Below are 17,203 nucleotides of genomic sequence, written 5' to 3' on the forward strand. Positions count from 1 at the left end.
TGGAAGGCTGTGTTTCGGACCCACCGCTACCGGTAGCGGCCATCGCGCACACCGTCGACAGCCAAGCCGATCTGGCGAAGGCCTTCGCGATCGACTGTGTGACACGGTATTTGACGAGTAGCGCGGTCGATACCCAGAACCTGGGGCAGTGCTTTCCACGCCCGGAGAAGTTCACGCTGCCCACCACGCCGGCAGTGATCGTGTCCAATGCGGGGGCCTACGCCAACCCGTGGGGCCCGTCCTTGCCGCACGTCACCACGTACGCGGTAGTGGTCGGGGTGACCGAGCAGGCGTATGCCACCGCACCCAGGGTACGCAACTACTTTCAGTTGTCGGTCGGGGTCTATGACCACGCCGCACCAATGGCTTTGGACAATCTGACCCCGATCGGGGCGCCCCCGACCGGGGTCAAGATTGAGCTGAACTACCGGTGAGCATCCCGTCGAACGCGCCGCTGTTCACGATGCTCTCGGGGTTTGCATCGTGCTATCTGACCAATTCCGCTGGGCTGGAACGTTTTGTCACCACCGATTCGGGATTGCAGGCGTTGCACCGCTACGCGGCCGCGACCCTGACCACGGTGACCGCCGCGTCCAATCCTGTTGACAATCCGCCGGATAACACCGAACTGCAGGTGCGTTTAGAAGTGTCGACCCACGACGAGCAATACACCCCCGGTGATTGGTCGATCGCGGTGACGTTGCGTGCCAGCGGCGGCGCCTGGTTTGTCTCCGGTATCGACCCGGTACCGGAGATGTCCACCCATTCGACGGCCTCTCCGGCCGCGCCGACGGCTGCGGCACAGCCGAACTGAAACCCTTTGGAACGGAGCAGATCTGATGAACACCTTCAAAGACTTATTTCTCAGTTTCTTCACGTGGGCGTCGCACCACATTTACTTCTTCTGCGCGGGGGTCGGGCTTGGGGTGGCCGCTGCGGTAGCAATCCTGCAAACGCTTGGGTACGGGTGGCGCAAGGGTGCTGCGTCGGGCATCGTCGCATTCTTTATTGCCGCGATCATGTCGTTCTTCTTCGTCAGCGGCGGCGACATCCGTGGGATCTACACCCGCAATTCGGCCCGCGCCGACACGGCGCGTTGCCTGGTCAATTCGAGTCCGTCGCAGGGTGTCTGTGTCTCGCGAACTGGCGGGAACGGTCTGCACATCGACCTTGGCCACGACTATCTGATCTCAGCCGTGGAAATCCGCGGAAATCACACCTAGAACACCGCAGGCAACAAGAAAGCCGGAACCGAAACCCTTTAGAACGGAGCACGTCTCATGGACTTCTTCACTTGGTTTTCGCACAACGTGTATCTCGTTATCCTCGCAATTGGGGCGGTCCCAGCCCTGCTAGCGGGGTTCCTGGCGGCTCGACGGGGCAGATTTTGGAGAACAATCGCGTCCTCCGTCGTCGCATACGCCGGTTTCGTGTTCTTGTCGATTCTGGCGGTATACGCGCTCGGGGTTCGCGACGTGGGCGCTAGCAGCGACTCGGGCCATTCCGCGAGTGCGGGATGCTCAACGGATTCGACGCCGTCCGGCGGCCTCGCCGTTCCTCAAGCCCGGGCCCGGTGGATCTGCGTTCGCGATGTTGGCGGGCAACTTCTGCACATCGACCTGGGCCGGACCTACGTGATCACAGCTGTGTCGATCGCGCCCATAACACCGACGGCTGCGGCACAGCCGAACTGAAACCCTTTTAGGACGGAGCACTTCTCATGGACATCATCTCGGCATCACATCACGTGTACTACATCATCGCCGGGGTCAGCGCGACCGCGGCGCTGGCGATCGCCATCGTGCGCGGTTTGCATCACGGGTGGCGTAAAGGGGCTGGCGCGGGCATCGGCACATTCTTCGGTTTCGTGTTCTTCTCGATCCTGATCGTCAACGCCGTCGGTATCCGCGACTGGGGTAACACCGAGTTCCAAAAGGACACCGGCATCCACTCCGACCGCAGCAGTGTGTACGGCCGATGACAGTCACCCAGAACAGTGGAACGGTGGCAGCACCGGCCGTCGGTGATACCGCAAAAACGTGGAGCGGTATCCGCGACGTCGACATCGCTGTCGGCGAGGACGGGTCCGGCAGCCGCTGGCCCGGCGGCCCGTACCGTAAACCCGAGCTGATTGCGATCGGCGTCATCGTGGCTCCCACGGTGACTTGGGCACGGGTGAATATGGACTCGGGTTATGCGCTGCCGGTGTTCCTTGGCGGTCTGGCCGCCGCCGTGGTGGCATGTTTTCTTCTGCGTCTGGTGTTGCCGAAATCCCGCCCGTCACTGAGTATTCGGTGGCGATGGTTCAAGAATTCACTGTTTGCTCCGCACCTGGTCAGTACGTCCTACGACGGCGGCTCCAGCCTGAAAGGGGCGCGAACCGACGCCGATCTCGATCCACCGAAGCAGGTCATCGGCAATATCCGGTTCACCGCATCGGGGTGACCGCCGAATACCTGTTGAGGGGTTGGCGGTGACGATGCGCTCGCTGGCCACGCACGAGCGGGCAGCCAAGCTGACGCGGCAGATGGGTCGCAATCTGCCCTCGGGCAGCCGACTGTCCGGCATGATCAGCGCCGATGACCAGGACCGGATTTTGCGCAACATGGTGGGCCGGTACTCGCGGGTAGAGCAGTGGGTGTCGTACTGCCGTTTGTGGGTGCCTCGAATTGCCAACCCGCTGGACAAGGAACAGAAAGGCCGCGAATATCTCGGGCCCGTGCGTCGACAGCTGTGGTTGTCGATTCCGGTGGACTCCGGACGCGAAGGCCGCACCGTGGGCGGGCGCTCGCAGAAGGCGTGGGATTGGATCGCCGGTCGCGACCATGACTCCGACCAGTCGGTGGGCCGCTATCAGACGCTCGCCGCCGACATCATCGGGTCACTGCCGGACGAAATCGGCTTCACCCCGGCGACACCGGCACAGATTCGTTGGCAGTATCGCCACCAGGTGGGCCTGGGCGTCGATCACACGCCGATGCCCGGACGAGGTGGCCCGACCACGTTGCAGCAGGCTGATTTTGGGCGTGTGGGACTCGACGAGGGCGCCAACATCGGCCGGCGCGGGTGGTGGCCGACGATGCGTCCGGTGGTGCGGGTCTATGACCCAGCGAACCTGAGCGCACCGCCGAGCTATCAGAGCTTCCTGGTGATCAACCACTTCCCTGAATCCGGGTTGAAGTTCACCGGCGCCGCCTATCTACATGCCCTGGACAACGTGTCCGCCCCGGCGGTCATCGATTGGCTGCAGGACCTGACGGTGCGGACTCCCGAACAAGCCCAGAACCTCAACAAGACCAACGCCAAGAACATCAAAGATCAAGGCGTGCAACGCGGTAACGACGAGGATTCCGGTCGGGAGCTCGCCGGCAAGCTGCGCGGGACACGCGAATACGGCAGGGAGCTGCGCCACAATCCCAGCGAACGCGAGCTCGACGTCGCCGTGGTTATCGCGGTCGGCGCCGACTCACCGCATAACCTGGAACAGGCGGTCAAGAAGATCGGACAGGAACTCGACCAGGTCGGCATCAGCTTCGTGCGGTTCCGTGGATCACAAGCTGAGTTCTGGAAGGCTTGGAATCAGGGCAGCGACCATAACGGCCCAGTTGAGGAATTTCGGGACCCGACGACCGCGCACCGCTGGTCGCGGTTCATGCCGCTGCTGACCGAGCGGGTCGGCAACTCGACGGCAGCGCGCTGGCAGTCGATCAGAGCACGATGCGCCCCCGCATCATCTTGCACGACCCCGAAGGCGCGGCGGCACGCAACCACAACACCGGCACCGGGGTGGTGGGCGATCCGGGGAGCGGAAAGTCCGCCGCGACAAAGAAATCCGGCGTCGAGAAGGTCAAGCGCGGCGCTCAGATCGTCGCGTTCGATCCCGGTCCGTTGGAGGAGTGGCGCAAGGCTTTCCGCCATGTCCCCGGTGCTGTGGCGTACAACCCGACCAAAGACCGTGTGTGCGTGGACCCGCTGAGGTGCTTTCCGTACGAGGAAGCAGGAGACGTGGCGGCGGACCATCTCTTGCCGATGATCGGTGTACCCAACCACAGTCGCATGCAGGCCGAATTCACGCTGGCCGTGCGCCCGGATCACCGCACGGGCAACGGCATTCATAGCAGTCGCGGGCTGATCGAATACCTGCGGCGCCAACCGAACCCGGACGAAAACGAGCTGCTGATTCGACTGGAGGCGGCCGCCGCGTCCTCGTACACCCGCGCGGTGTTTGACGACAGCCGCGAGCCGTATCGGCCCGGCGGTAACCCGGCGACGATCTGGCTCACCAACGGGCTCGGCCTGCCCGACGAGGAAGACATCGCCGACCCTGAGAAGTACCGTCGGCTGCAACTGCGCCAGCTGGCTGGGATGGCCATCTACGGGTTGTTGATCGACCTCGAGCAGCGGTACATGTTCGCCAATCCTCAGCAGTACAGCGAGATGATCTTCGAGGAAGCCAAAGAAATGCTGGCCTACCCGGCAGGGGCGCGCACCGCCCACAAAATCACGTTGCAGGGCCGCAAGCACGCCACCGGCGGGACGTTCATCGTTCAGGACTACCGACACATCGAAAATATGGGCGACAAGTTCCTCACCCAGAAATGGCTGTTCCGCATTTGGGTCTGCTGCACGATCAGGTGACAGTTTCGGTCACGCGGCCTGACTGGCCGGTGTGGTCATGATTGCTTCGAATTCGATCGGGGTCAACCGCCCGAGGCCGGACTGGCGGCGGTAGGTGCGCTCGATCCAGGTGACGATCGCGATACGGAGTTGTTCTCGGGTGTCCCAGCGGCGGCGGTCGAGCACGTTCTTCTGCAGCAGCTAAAGAAGCTCTCCATGGCGGCGTTGTCGCCGGCGGCTCCGACACGGCCCATAGAGCCGACCATCTCGTGTTGATTCAAGGCGTGTACGAATTTCCTTGACCGGAACTGAGATCCGCGATCCGAGTGCAGAATGCACCCGCGACATCTCCGCGTCGGGCTACCGCGCTGTGTAGTGCCGGATGGCCAGTTGTGACTTCATTCGGGAGTCGATGCTGCCGACGATCCGGTTGGAGAACACGCCTTAACGCACAGAGGTAGAGCTTGCACCACGGTGCGGTGCTCAGTGATGTCACTGAGCCACAACTGATTTGGCCCTTCAGCGGTGAAGTCACGCTCGACAAGATCGTGCACCGGCGCCCGACTTTGCCGTTCTTGCCGCGTTTCTACCAAACACGCTCCACAGTCGATTCTGCGAGCAGATCCGCCATGCGGTGCGCTCGGCCATCGGCTCGCCGGCATCGCGCGCCTCCACGAGGTAGCGGTAGCCGAACTCCGGATCGTCTGGCGCGTCGAACAGCGCATTGGCGCGGTAGGCCTCGATGAGTTCGGCCTCGGTGATGGGGTCCCAGCCAGCGGTAATACGGTTGGCGGGAGAGCTTGAGTAACGGCACGTCACCGCGACGGGATCCGTCGGCGGCGAGCTCTTTCACGAGCGGGTACCCTTTCCCGGCAGATTGGCCTGCGATAAATACGCTGCGGCCCGACGCAGCACCTCGTTCTCTGCTCTAGCAGTTTGATCCGCCGTCGGGCTTCGCGCAGCTCACCGGACTCGCTGGCGCTCTTGCCGGGCTTGGTGCCTTCGTCGATGTCGGCCTGACGGAGCCATTTCTGCAGCGTCATCGGGTGCACTGAAATCGGTGGCGATCTGCTCGATCGTTACACCGTCATCGCGGTTGAGCGACCCGGACGACGTCGTCGCGGAACTCGCGGGGTAGGGCTCTGCCATGGGGACATCCTTCCAGCCCGCCCATGCTGGGCAAGCCAACTCAGATGTCACCTATTCGTGCAGCAGACCCTTTCGGACCCGGAGCTGGCCGAGAAGACGTTGCGGTGGGCCAAGATTGACCCCTCGCTGTATCCCGACCTGATCGAGGCCTACGCCAACGACACGTCCCCGCCGATAGGCGACATTGGCAGCGGCGACATCGAATACGGGCAGGTTCACCCGTCTCGACGCGGCGAAGGCTTCCTCATCGACGAGTTCGGTGAAGCGGCCCGAGTCAAGTTTTTCGGCGCCGCCACCGACGAATTGGCCGAGGACTTCGACAGCACGCCGACGGTGGGACAGGCAGCATGACCATGACCGAGAAGTTCGCGGTGTGGCTGGCGCTTCATCCGCGCGTGCGCCGGCCACTGATGCTGGCGTGCGGCCTGCAGTTCTTGTCGTTGTGGGCGTTGATGGCTGCCCCGCACGCCGTGGCCGAGACCGGTGCGGCGGGCTGGGCTGGACAGGTTTGCATGACACCTATGGGGTGCCGCTCAAGGACTACTTCCTGTCGGTGGTCAGTACCAGCGAGGCTGCAACCAACAACGGTCAAGGCGTCAGCTTCACCGACCCGAGTACGTGGGTGAAATGGATCGGCTCGGCGATGACAACCGCGACCACCACGGCGCGATCGCTACGGTGCTCACCACCGAAGCCGCCGCGATGGTGTTCATCGCGGGAGTTGCCTTGTGGTTCCTGCGGTTTACGTTGTCGAGCACGTGGCTGGTCACCATCGCCCAGATCGGTCAGCCGGTCTTCGCGGCGGTCCACAAGTTGGTCGATGACATGTGGCTCGGCCCGATGGCCGTGGTGCTGTGCATCGCGGTCGGCGCCGCGCACTGGGCACGCGGCCGCCATGGCAGTGCTTGGTCGGTGTGGGGCACTGGGGTGGTTATGGCAGTTCTGCTGTTGACCTTGTTCCGCAACCCGGTTGAGGATCTCTATTCCGATCACGGCATCATGGCGATGGGCCGCTCTACCGGCTTCGATCTGGCCCTGATGGCCCGCAACGGGAGCTACGTACCGGGTCAGGGCCTCGACGCCCAGCTCGATCACCTGACCTCGAACATTGTCACTGCCGCGGTGCGCTGGCCCTTGCAGGCCTTGAACTTCGGGACCGTGGTCGACAACCACGGAAACTGCGCCGACGCCTGGTCGACCGCGATTCGCAATGCCAACGGACAAGGCGACGGCCCGGCACACGCTATGGGCCCTGCCGGCGACCAGCAGGGCGGCGTATGTGGATATACGGAGGCTCTGGCACATGCGCAGTTCCTCGGCGCCAACGACATGATGCTGGGTGCCGTATACGTGCTGATGATCACCTTGTTCTCGCTGTTCCTGACGTACGTCGGTGTGACGGTGATGCTGGTGGGCCTCAAGGCCCTGTTTTTCGGCATCATCGTCGGCCCAGCGTTTCTATTCGGTATCGCCGGTTTGGCTCGCGCACGCGCGTTCGCCAAGCATTGCGGGTGGCAGATCGGTATCCACGCGGTTGAAATGACGGCGTTCACCGCGTATCTGGGCATCGTGACCGGCTGGATCATGTGGCTTCTCACCACCAGCAGCGTCGGATCGCCCGACGCGATGGTGACACCGCGGATGATCATGCTCGGGCTGAGCTCAGTGGTGGTCGCGCTGCTGTTCCACTTCATCGACAAGAAGTTTCATGCTGACGGGCTGGGAACGATCGGGCACTACGTCTCCGGCGCTTACCACGCCACCGCGGGCGCAGCCCGTGGACAGTACGACGATGCGCGCTCGGCGGTGGACCAGGGCCGCAAGGCACACCGCCGGTACCGCGATTGGCGGAACCGCGGCATCGACGACGACTACGACTCGGAGGAAGACGAGGTGCGAGCGAGCGCCGAGGCGGAGAAGTCCGCTCCGGGCTTCGACGTGGTCAAGCCACGGCCCACCGACGGCGGGGCGTCGGGCGGTGCAGCGAAGTCGGGCAAGGCTGCTGACGCGGCGCGGCGGCCACGGAGGAGCTGAGGTTGCGGAGGTCGGGACGGTAGCCGCTGAGGGGCGGCTGCCGTCGTCGCGCCGGAGGTGGTGTTGCCCGCTGCGCGGCCGTTGAAGCTGCACACCTGGCGCACCGGCACCACGACAAGCGCTCCGGACAGGAACATGCGCCGCACGATGGCGGCCGTCACCACAGCAACGGGGCACGGCCTGAGCCTGGGTACCAATGGCCTGACGCCGAAGCCGCCCCGCCCACCGACGCGGACTATGACTTCCTCAACGAGACCACGGGGCGCGAAGCCGCGTATCCGACGGTCGCGGCTCGCTCGCAGTCTGTGGATACCAACGGGCGTCGTCCGAGCAAGGTGTGGGATCAAGACACTCCGTCATCAGGCGGTGACGGCAGCGCGGGTACGACGTAGCGGCCACCGGTCAGGAGGCCCCGGGATCGAACACTTGGCCGGCGGCGGAGCCGACGACGATCCGGCCCTAGAATTTCCTTCAACGCCAGCGCGGCAGGACATAGATCCGACCAATGCGAAAGGCCCTAAGCAGTGAACGCTCGCAACTACTTCGATGACGGTGTCGCTCGCCTGGGCCTGCATTCGGGATCAGCCGACATGGCAGCGGCCCGTGAATCGTTCCGGCAAGCAATCACATCAGAGCCCAAGATGTGCGATGCGTGGATGGGTCTGGCGATGAGCGGCGAGGTGACCGTGGAGACGCTGCGCGGCGCTTACGAGTCCCGCGACTACCTGCACTGGGAGGTACGACGCCTCGGGCTGGGTGAAACCGACCTGGCCCCGACGGTACCCACCGCCGGGTACATCACCATCTACCCCTACACCGGTGCCTTGATTGGTATAGCGCTGGCGGCGCTGCTCACCGTGGAGCGCCAATTCGGTCAGGCCGAGCAGTTGCTCGCCGAGATCGACCTCACGGGCGAGCTGCCTTCCACGGCTCTGCTGCGCGTGTACGTCGGTGCCTGCCTCTACTACGTAGCGCGGCGGTGGGACGACTTGTTGGGTTGGACCGCACAGCCGATCCCCTCAGTTAGGCCGGACATCGTGGGCGCGGCCGCCGCGTTGTTGACGGGTATTGCGCACACGGGCTCGGCGAATACGGCGAAGCACTCCAACACCTGCAACGCGTTGACACGATCGCCGAGCAGGCCGGCATCGGCGGACCCGATGGCCCCGCGGCGCTGATTTTGTCCGAAGCGGCGTTTCAGCGCGGCATGCCAGCGCTCGCTAGGCAAGGAGGACGCCGCTCGCACCGCGTTCGCTCAGGCCACCGCCAACGGTGTGCCGCACAACGAAGCCGTTGCGGCGCTGGCGGACCGACCTACACCGCCGTGGTCACCACGCGCGAAGTACTCGCGGCGCGCACCAATCGGTGGGACGAAACGTCCGGACCGACGGTGGCCGAGTTCAGTTCCTCGCGACAGCAGGAAGCACGCGCGAAGGCTCTCACCGATGCTGAGGCCGAACTTGACAAGTTCATCGGTCTCGACGAAGTCAAAGACCACGTGCGCGAGCTCAAGGCCGTGCAGATGTTCGACCAAAAAATGGCCGCCAGAGGCGTCCAGATGGGTGAGCGCTCCGCTCTGCACGCGGTCCTTGCGGGCCCGCCCGGTACCGGTAAGACCTCGATTGCCCGCGTTGTGGCAAAGATTTACTTCGGCCTCGGGATTCTCGACTCCCCGGAGGTGATCGAGAAGTCTCGGCCTGATCTAGTCGGCGGCGTGATTGGCGAGACCGAAGCCAAGACTGGAGCAATACTCGCACAGGCCAGGGGCCGTGGGCTTTTCATCGATGAGGCCTACACTCTGTTCATCGCCGATAACGAGCGTGACTTCGGACGCCTCGCAATCGACATCATCATGAAGTTCGCCGAAGATCACCGCCACGACACCGTGATCTTCCTCGCCGGTTACCGAGACAAGCTCGATGGCATGTTCGGCTACAACCCGGGTATGCGGGGACGGTTCCCGAACATGCTCGAATTCCGTTCCAACACAAAGTCTGAGCTGGTGGCCATCGCCGAGACGATGACCGCTCAAAGCCCGTTCAAGCTTTCCGCCAGCAAGCGGATGGCGTTCAATCTTTCCGCCGAAGCGCGGGCGGCATTCGCAAGCACAGCCGAATGGGCCTGCAACTCGACATCGCCGGACCCCGAGGTCCCGGCCATGGTTGATTACATCAACAACGGTCGATTCGCGCGCAACGTCATTGAGGCCGCCATCGTCAAAGCCAAGGTCCGCGTCATGCTCGACGAGGCGATCGACGTCGACACTGCCGGGTTGGACACAGTGCTAACGATTTCCGAGGTGGACATGAAGTCCGCTATCGCGCAAGTTCTGCGCATGTATAACGTTGCCGTGCAGTAATTTTCAGTTGTGTCCCAGAACGCCGCTCAGCCATTGCTGGAGCAGAATATGCACGGGTCGCCGTGTTCGCTTCCGTAGTCGGCGTAGCCGGCGACGGTGCTCACCACGGCGGCTGCGGCGGCTTCATCGAGCATCGGGATGGCCGGGTCAGCGCTGGGCCAGTGAAGGGCGCCGATGCTGGCCACCAGCGGCATGCGGTCATGAGGGCTGGCCGTGATGTCGGCCGCAGCCCTGCCATCGACAAACAGTGTGTACATGTCGTGCTTGGGAACCCAAAGTTCAGCCGCAGTACCCACCAACACCGGTCTTCGTGCGCAGCGAACGGAAAGTGCTTGTGTCCAGTTGCTCGCCACAGTGGCAGAGCCGCGGTGTCGATCGCCGCACCTGGATTGGGTGCGAAGTTGCTGCCCATGGCGCCGATCCTATGCGCAGATCGATCCTGATGCGGGCGTGCGGCTACGGTGGCGCCGTGGTAAACCCGGCCCCGACACTGTCCCGCACCTGCGCGGGATGGGCCAGCACCGCTGGATTCACCGTCGGCACTCACGAGTGCGCGACCACGCTGCGACCCACGACCGGTCACGGCACCAGTTGGTACCAAATCCGCGACCGCGGGCAAGGCCGGGTCGAGCTGACCGAAATCGACGCAGACGGGGATGAGCATACCGAGCTCTACGCCGCAGGCATCGACATCTTGAGCGCTTCCTCATCGGTCCGCTGGTTCTATAGCCACTGACTTGTTGTTGCTATGCTCGCTCCACCCTCGGGCTGGGAGCCAACATGCAGACATGGTCGGTGGTTCGCTACGACATCAACGTGCTCGCTCACGGTTGGCCGACGGAGATCACGGGCCCGATTCCTGACATCGGCGACGTGTTGTCGCGTTGGAAAGACGTTGATGGACAGCGCTTTCTCATACGCAGCGACGGGTTTGTCGATGTTCGAGTCAACGCGTTCTTGGCTTCCGCTCGGATGCGAGTGCTTGCGAGTAACACAAACCGTGACTACGCACAGTCGCTGTGTTTGTGGCTGAACTTCTTGCAGACCAGTGGACGCGTGTGGTCTGAAGCGACCGAGGAAGACACAGAGGATTTCGAGTTCTGGAGGCGCACCGACCCGAACAACCTGACTCCTGTTGGCGCTTCGGCTTTTTCGAAGGATATTGCGGCGTGCAAGAAATTCTATTCGTGGGCCGCGGAGCGGTTCGCAGATGTCGTCGACATCTTCCTGTCCGTTGATTCGCCGCCGTCTAAGCGGTCGGCCAGTTCGATGGCTCGATCCTGCCGCGGTAGATCGTTGGCGCGATGTTGGGTTGCGTGGCCGGGATCTTCGGGGCCACAGGGACCGATCGTGCCGCACCCGCAATGAGCAGCGCGATGTCGCGTTTTTCGACGGACTGTATGGAACGGGGTTACGGCTGTCGGAATGGGCTTCGGTCACGATCGATGAACTTCAACACTGGGTGTCGACCGGCCCTTCTATAAGTGTCACTTGGCCGACAAATGTGCCAAGGGTGGCTATGGCCACCCGTATTGGATGCCGCGGCACGTGCTGGCGGGGATTTGTGCGTATGTGGAGGGTTCCAGGGCCCGGGCTGTTCGCGGCGCCCAAGAGCGGTCGCTACGCGCAACTGGGCGACGCGATCGTCGTGGGCGTCGCGAAGCGACCAGGAACAGTAAACTGCCCGACGGTAACGGTGGATTCATCGACCGCGCTTGGAACACGACCGGTCCAGCGTTGCGCCGCAGGCTATTTCGCCACGCAAGCTGGTCTGGAGCCATTGTGGTTGTGGCTGAACGAAAATGGTCTCCCGCGCGACGCGCACGGATGGCACCACACGTTCGCTGCAGCGAACGATCGTATCGCCACACTGGGTGTGGAGAACTTCACCTGCACACCGCATATGCTGCGGCACTCCTTCGCCCTGCGGTGGTTCTCCATTGGGAAACTGGTCTATTCCTCGAGACTCGGTCACCTCTCAGAGGAGGAGGCCCGTGATTTCGAGTCCAATTCGGTGATACCTGGCACCTGGTGCAGACGATGTTGGGGCACCGGCATGTCGAAACTACCAGGAACGTCTACCTGAACGCTCGGGAATTGCATCTGATGGGCGAGAATCACCTGGTTGCCTGATGGAGTCGGGGTTTTAGGCTAGCGGATATAGGGCATGAAAAGGGCTGCTGGCCAGTCTATTTGCCAAAGTGATCTCGTTTGATGCATGATTCGATCACTGTTCGGTGGCGTTGGGGGTCGGGTTGCGGCAGGTTGATCTGGCTGGGGCAGCACATCTGGAGCTGGTGTCCGGTATCGCACACTGCGTCCGCAAGATGCGATGGCGGAGGCGATGTTTCGTGGCTGGCGTGCTCAGCAGGCTGCTCGGGGGCTTCGTGAGAGACAGTCACGGCGCGGGAGAAGCTGGTCCGTCGGTTCATGGATTTCGTCAATGACTATCCGTGGCAGTGGACCCCGACGCATATCGACGAGTGGTCGCTCTGGTTGGTCAGCGAAGCACCTGGCACCGTCGACGATCCGCGGCTACCAATGCTCGTTACGGCTGTTCAGCGAGTTTCTGATCGACGGCCGCTACGGGTGGGCGTTGGCATGCGAGGAAGAGTTCGGCACCCATCCGGTGGCGATCTGCCACGAATGGAACACGATCGCGCATTTGAACGACTACGAGGTCGGCCGGAGGCCAGGCCGTTCACACGTGAGGAGATGCAGCGGTTCCTGGACTACGCCGACGACCAGGTCGATCGTGCGGTGCGGGCGAAACGTAAAGGGGCTTGCTGCTTTCCGCGATGCCACCGTCTTCAAGGTGATCTACGGGTGGGGTTGCGTCGGACCGAGACCGCCAAACTTGACCTGGTGGATTTCGGCCGCAATCCTGCGGCGCCGCAGTTCGGCAGGTTCGGCACGCTCAACGTGCGTTACGGCAAGGCGAAACGGGACAGCCGCCGCGGCGGAACGTGTTGTCGGTGATGGATTGGGCGGTAGAGGCGGTCGCTGATTATGTCGAGAATGTGCGGCCGAAGTTCGGCTGCCCCGATCATCCGGCGCTGTGGGTGACCGGAGCGGGCGGGCGGATCAGGGCCGCGGAGATCAACGCTCGGTTCGTCTCCTATCGGGATGCGCTGAAGTTGCCGAAAGACCTTGTGCCCCACTCAATCCGTCACTCCTTTGTCACGCACCTCACCGAAGATGGTGTTGACCGGCGGTTCATCAATCCCAGGTTGGGCACGAATGCGACAGTTCCACGGCCATCTACACCCACGTCAGCTCCGATTTCATGAACACCATGCTGCACAAGGCGCTCGCGCCCGTGCTTGGTCGGACCCCTCCAGCAGACAAGGACTGATGATGCCCGCCAAGCTCGACTACCACTGGCATCTGCGCACGGTCATGGCCGCCGGCGGCATGTTCGCGACCACCGATCTGATCGAGCCGCTGGAGCAGCGCGGCATCACCTTGTCGTCCAGTCAGGTCTACCGGCTCGTGGTCGAGCGACCCGAACGGCTGAGCCTGAAGATCCTGATGGCGCTGCTGGACATCCTCGACTGCACGATGGACGACTTGATCGAGCCGGCCGTCTCGGCCGAGCAGGCGCCCGCGGGAAGAAGGCGGTCGGCGCCGAAGCCGGCCTCGGGGCTTGCGACAAGCGGGCGCGCATTCGCGGCGCCGAGTGACCACCAGCGATCGGTCGGTTTCAGACCCGGTCGGGTTCATCACGGACTTGGTCGCGGCGGTCGATGATCGGCTCACACTCGAGCGGGCCAGGTCGTCATCACCCGCGTCGCGGGTGGGCGAGCGAAATCGCGGCGCCTGGCAGCGTTTCTTGCCCAGCGCCCAGCGGTGCTGACCGATGGACGCTCTCCGGCGCCGCGGGCGGTCGGTGACCTGCTGATCGCCCTGAGAAGGCCGGCGCAGAGGTTTCGCCGCCGGTCTGCGCCGAGTGCGGCACGCCGATGCGGACCCTCCAGCGTCGTGGTCAGGACTGGTTCTGCGGGGCCTGTAGCGTGCGTCCGGCCCGTGTGCGGCCTGCGGGCAGCTTCGGCATGTCTCGACCCGGGATCGCGCCGGTGGGGCCGCTGCGCGCAATGCCCTGACCGCGACGACCGCGATCCGATCTCGGTCATCCACACCGTGGTGGCCCGGCTGGATCCGGCCGTCGACCGCGACCTCGTCGCCAGTGCGGTCAGCAGACTTGCGTCCCGGCCCGCGCATCAACGCAAGGTCGCCTGGGCCTGAAGCTGCACCCGAATTACTCACCGGCGCCGGGCATCTCGCCCCATCCGGGCGATCATCCCGCTGATCGATGCCCTGCACGCAGCAGGAGTCGCCGGGATCGTGCGGCCGGCATGCCCGCGCTGCGGTCGCGTCGTGCGGATCGACAAACCTCTTGACGGGCAACGCGTGTGCCGCACCTGCATCGCCCACACCCGCATCGAAGAATGCGCACGCTGCGGCGCGCGCCGCGAACCGGCCACTCGTGACCAGCAGGGCCGACCACTATGTCCAAACTGTTTGGTCACCGACCCTGACAACCTCGAAGACTGCCTCAACTGCGGTCGCCGCCGTCCGGTCAGCCTCCGGACCCCAGACGGGCCGATCTGCAGCACCTGCCCGTCCTTGCCGACCGCTTCCTGCTCGATCTGCGGCGACGAAAAGCCCTGCGGCACATCTCGAATCACCGGCCGACCATGGTGTCCTGCCTGCCAGCGCCGCACCGCCCGATGCAGCTCGTGCGGACGGACCGCCGCAGTGATCTCGGGCACCCTCGCCCAGCCGCACTGCGAGGACTGCACCACCCGCGCCATCTGGCGCGATTGCCAACCTGCAGCGACCCGTCCTATCCGCACCCTGGTCAATGCGTTCGATGCCGAATCAATCAGCGTCTCAACGAGATCATCGGTCCGCCGTCGGCATCGCTTCATCCGGGGCTGCAGGCTTTGCGGCACAACATCGCTACCGCAGAACACCCCATCACCGCCATGCGATGGCTGAAGAAGATCCGTCGCGCCGGTGCTGGCCGATCTCGCTGCCGGGCGCAGGGCGTTGACCCACGAAGCGCTCGACGAGCTGCCCCACAGTCAGCCTCTGGCGCACCTGCGCCATGTCCTCATCGGCGTGGGCGCCCTGCCGCGACGCGATGAGCACATGGTCCGCATCGAGCGGTTCATCGATCAGACCCTGGCTGCGCACGCGAACCTCGAGCAGCGGCAGGCGCTGCACCGCTACACGGTCTGGCACCTGATCCGTCGACTGCGGCAACGCAACAACGGGCACGCCATCACCATCCAGCAGTTCAACTCGGTGCGCCAACGCACCCACGCGGCCATCGCCTTCCTGGACTGGCTCACCGAACACCAGCTCACCCTCGGCAGCTGTCAGCAGGCCGACCTGGATCGCTGGCTCACCGACGCCGCCGCGACACATCGCGGGGCAGCGGGACACTTCATCCGATGGGCGCACAAGAACAAGCTGACCAGCGTCCGCATCGGCGCACACCGCTGGATGGGCCCCCCCGACCGCTCGATGACCAGAACCGCTGGAACATCGCGCGCCGCCTGTTGCACGACGACAGCCTCAAGCCCGATGACCGGCTGGCCGGCCTGCTCGTTCTCTCTACGCGCAGACACCGGCTGCGATCTGCCGAATGACCATCGTCGATATCGAACTCGACGCTGATCCGGTCCGGCTGCACCTCGGCAGCTCGCCGATACACCTACCCGAGCCGGTTGCCGGCCTGGCCCGATTGAATATGTCAAATCGCAAGGGCCACGCAACCATGGCGCGCTGACCCCTCGATCTGGCTCTTTCCGGGCGGCCAACCCGGCCGGCCCATCAGCACCGGCCAGCTGACCCAACGATTGAACCGACTCGGCATCCGTCCCGGCGCCGCCCGCAGCACCGCACTGTTTCAACTCGCCACCGAGATCCGGCAGCAATCCTGGCCCGCACCCTCGGCATCCATACCGACGTCGCCGTCTCCTGGCAACGCCTCTCCGCCGGCGACTGGACCAACTACGCCGCCGTCATCAGCAGCCGACCACAATCGCTGGCCCGCAACACGGAAACACGGGCATAGTGCCTACATGCGACACACCCCAACAGTGAACATCCCGGGGCTGGTTCTGGTCGCGAAATCGGACGCCGTTTCATCGCGAATCTCGACAATACGTAGGTGTGGGAAAGTTCGAGTCCGTGAAATATTACGTCACCGCGGGTCTTTGACGGACGGCATGGGGTGTGGTCTCTCACTGGCGAAGTACAGGCCGATGACCGCGGCGAGTGCCGCCCGGTACTGAACGTGGCCAGTGCTGCGGTGAACCCGGTGGTGAGCAGCGCTTGGAACAAGGCTTCCGGCGCCGAAGCCGATGAACAGGGTGCAGACGTTGAGGCCCATCGCCTGGCCGCGTTGGGCGGACAGCTGGGTGACGATCCCGGCCAGCAGCGGCTGGGTCAGGTCGTAGCCAGGGACAGCATGCCGACAGCGAGGGCAGCCAGGATCAGCGGAACAGGGAGTGCGAGGAGCAGGGCGGCAGTGGACGCGACGGCCAGACCGAGGGGGATGAGTCGGGTGCGCCCGTATCGGTCGGCGAGCCGGCCGATGGCAGGACCGAAGAGAAACCGGGAACGCCGTAGAGCAGCAGCACGCCAGGCCGATACCGACCAGCGTCAGACCGAATCGCTGGCTGAAATAGACGCCCAGCCAGGTATAGATGCCGGAGTGGATCACCGCGTTGATCAGGACATAGCCGTAGGTGCGGCGGGCACGCTGTTGGCGCAGCAGCGTGAAGTAGCCGCGCGCGATCTGCCCGACGCTTCGACGCTGCAGCGCGGACCCACCCTGCAGCTGCGAGCGCCGAAGCGTAAGTGCCACAAGCACGATCGCGGCGAGCCCGGCCACCCGAGAAACAGACCCTGCCAGCCGATCAGCGGTTCCAGCAGCGCCCCGGCACTGGAACCGAAGGCCATACAGCCATCGCGCCGAAAAGCCAGCCCAGCGCATGACCGCGCCGCTCGTAGGGGAACACATCACCGATC

General features: G+C 64.0%; 17 protein-coding genes and 3 pseudogenes. 17 read left to right on the plus strand and 3 right to left on the minus strand.

The window, feature by feature from the left end; all coding sequences use genetic code 11:
* Window positions 1-98: 98 nt before the first annotated feature.
* From G6N59_RS30420 to G6N59_RS30445, 6 genes are all read left to right on the plus strand, one after another.
* Window positions 99-434: a hypothetical protein gene (locus tag G6N59_RS30420; protein WP_163912292.1), complete on the plus strand. Its 336-nt coding sequence runs from the start codon at window positions 99-101 to the stop codon at window positions 432-434.
* Window positions 431-814: a hypothetical protein gene (locus G6N59_RS30425; protein ID WP_163912294.1), complete on the plus strand. Its 384-nt coding sequence runs from the start codon at window positions 431-433 to the stop codon at window positions 812-814. Before G6N59_RS30420 ends, G6N59_RS30425 begins: the two co-directional genes overlap by 4 nt.
* A gap of 25 nt (window positions 815-839) precedes the next feature.
* Window positions 840-1,223, plus strand: a complete 384-nt coding sequence (locus G6N59_RS30430) for a hypothetical protein (protein ID WP_138233496.1) — start codon at window positions 840-842, stop codon at window positions 1,221-1,223.
* A gap of 497 nt (window positions 1,224-1,720) precedes the next feature.
* Window positions 1,721-1,981, plus strand: coding sequence for a hypothetical protein (locus G6N59_RS30435; protein WP_138233497.1), 261 nt, complete (start codon window positions 1,721-1,723; stop codon window positions 1,979-1,981).
* 23 nt (window positions 1,982-2,004) lie between these two features.
* Window positions 2,005-2,445 (plus strand): hypothetical protein, encoded by a 441-nt coding sequence (locus G6N59_RS30440; RefSeq protein ID WP_163912298.1) that lies wholly within the window; start codon window positions 2,005-2,007, stop codon window positions 2,443-2,445.
* 1,272 nt (window positions 2,446-3,717) lie between these two features.
* A complete protein-coding gene (locus G6N59_RS30445; protein ID WP_235678768.1) occupies window positions 3,718-4,638 on the plus strand; it encodes an ATP-binding protein in 921 nt (306 codons plus the stop codon).
* Window positions 4,639-4,647: 9 nt separating this feature from the next.
* Here the strand turns inward: G6N59_RS30445 and G6N59_RS31445 are convergent.
* Window positions 4,648-5,766 (minus strand): annotated as a pseudogene (locus tag G6N59_RS31445) (IS3 family transposase).
* Between the two features lie 57 nt (window positions 5,767-5,823).
* Between G6N59_RS31445 and G6N59_RS30460 the strand changes: the two are divergent.
* The 4 genes from G6N59_RS30460 to G6N59_RS30475 all read left to right on the plus strand — a co-directional run bounded on the left by G6N59_RS30460 (window position 5,824) and on the right by G6N59_RS30475 (window position 10,159).
* Window positions 5,824-6,117, plus strand: a complete 294-nt coding sequence (locus G6N59_RS30460; protein ID WP_163912304.1) for a hypothetical protein — start codon at window positions 5,824-5,826, stop codon at window positions 6,115-6,117.
* Window positions 6,118-6,393: 276 nt separating this feature from the next.
* Complete coding sequence (locus G6N59_RS30465; RefSeq protein WP_163912307.1) at window positions 6,394-7,800, plus strand: hypothetical protein; 1,407 nt, start codon at window positions 6,394-6,396, stop codon at window positions 7,798-7,800.
* Window positions 7,801-8,324: 524 nt separating this feature from the next.
* Entirely contained in the window at window positions 8,325-8,978 is a 654-nt protein-coding gene (locus tag G6N59_RS30470) for a hypothetical protein (RefSeq protein ID WP_163912310.1), read from the plus strand.
* A 146-nt stretch (window positions 8,979-9,124) separates the two neighbouring features.
* Window positions 9,125-10,159, plus strand: coding sequence for an AAA family ATPase (locus G6N59_RS30475; protein ID WP_163912313.1), 1,035 nt, complete (start codon window positions 9,125-9,127; stop codon window positions 10,157-10,159).
* A gap of 26 nt (window positions 10,160-10,185) precedes the next feature.
* Here G6N59_RS30475 and G6N59_RS31450 read toward each other — a convergent pair whose 3' ends face one another.
* Window positions 10,186-10,416 (minus strand): hypothetical protein, encoded by a 231-nt coding sequence (locus G6N59_RS31450; RefSeq protein WP_235678769.1) that lies wholly within the window; start codon window positions 10,414-10,416, stop codon window positions 10,186-10,188.
* Between the two features lie 167 nt (window positions 10,417-10,583).
* On the opposite strand from G6N59_RS31450, the gene G6N59_RS30485 reads away from it, so the two are divergent.
* The 7 genes and pseudogenes from G6N59_RS30485 (at window position 10,584) to G6N59_RS30515 (ending at window position 15,956) form a co-directional block, all read left to right on the plus strand.
* Entirely contained in the window at window positions 10,584-10,895 is a 312-nt protein-coding gene (locus G6N59_RS30485; RefSeq protein ID WP_163912316.1) for a hypothetical protein, read from the plus strand.
* A 44-nt stretch (window positions 10,896-10,939) separates the two neighbouring features.
* On the plus strand, window positions 10,940-11,527 hold the full coding sequence (locus tag G6N59_RS31455; RefSeq protein WP_163912319.1) for a site-specific integrase: 588 nt from the start codon (window positions 10,940-10,942) through the stop codon (window positions 11,525-11,527).
* 902 nt (window positions 11,528-12,429) lie between these two features.
* Window positions 12,430-13,514: pseudogene (locus G6N59_RS30495) on the plus strand (tyrosine-type recombinase/integrase).
* Window positions 13,515-13,516: 2 nt separating this feature from the next.
* A pseudogene (locus G6N59_RS30500) lies at window positions 13,517-13,842 on the plus strand (helix-turn-helix domain-containing protein).
* Window positions 13,843-14,185: 343 nt separating this feature from the next.
* Complete coding sequence (locus G6N59_RS30505; RefSeq protein WP_163912325.1) at window positions 14,186-14,404, plus strand: hypothetical protein; 219 nt, start codon at window positions 14,186-14,188, stop codon at window positions 14,402-14,404.
* A gap of 774 nt (window positions 14,405-15,178) precedes the next feature.
* A complete protein-coding gene (locus tag G6N59_RS30510) occupies window positions 15,179-15,844 on the plus strand; it encodes a hypothetical protein (RefSeq protein WP_163912328.1) in 666 nt (221 codons plus the stop codon).
* A complete protein-coding gene (locus G6N59_RS30515; protein ID WP_163912330.1) occupies window positions 15,813-15,956 on the plus strand; it encodes a hypothetical protein in 144 nt (47 codons plus the stop codon). The genes G6N59_RS30510 and G6N59_RS30515 overlap by 32 nt, the downstream gene beginning before the upstream one ends.
* A 417-nt stretch (window positions 15,957-16,373) precedes the next feature.
* Here G6N59_RS30515 and G6N59_RS29125 read toward each other — a convergent pair whose 3' ends face one another.
* Entirely contained in the window at window positions 16,374-17,066 is a 693-nt protein-coding gene (locus G6N59_RS29125) for an MFS transporter (protein ID WP_179970396.1), read from the minus strand.
* Window positions 17,067-17,203: the final 137 nt, after the last annotated feature.

Source organism: Mycolicibacterium aubagnense (assembly GCF_010730955.1).
Classification (GTDB): domain Bacteria; phylum Actinomycetota; class Actinomycetes; order Mycobacteriales; family Mycobacteriaceae; genus Mycobacterium; species Mycobacterium aubagnense.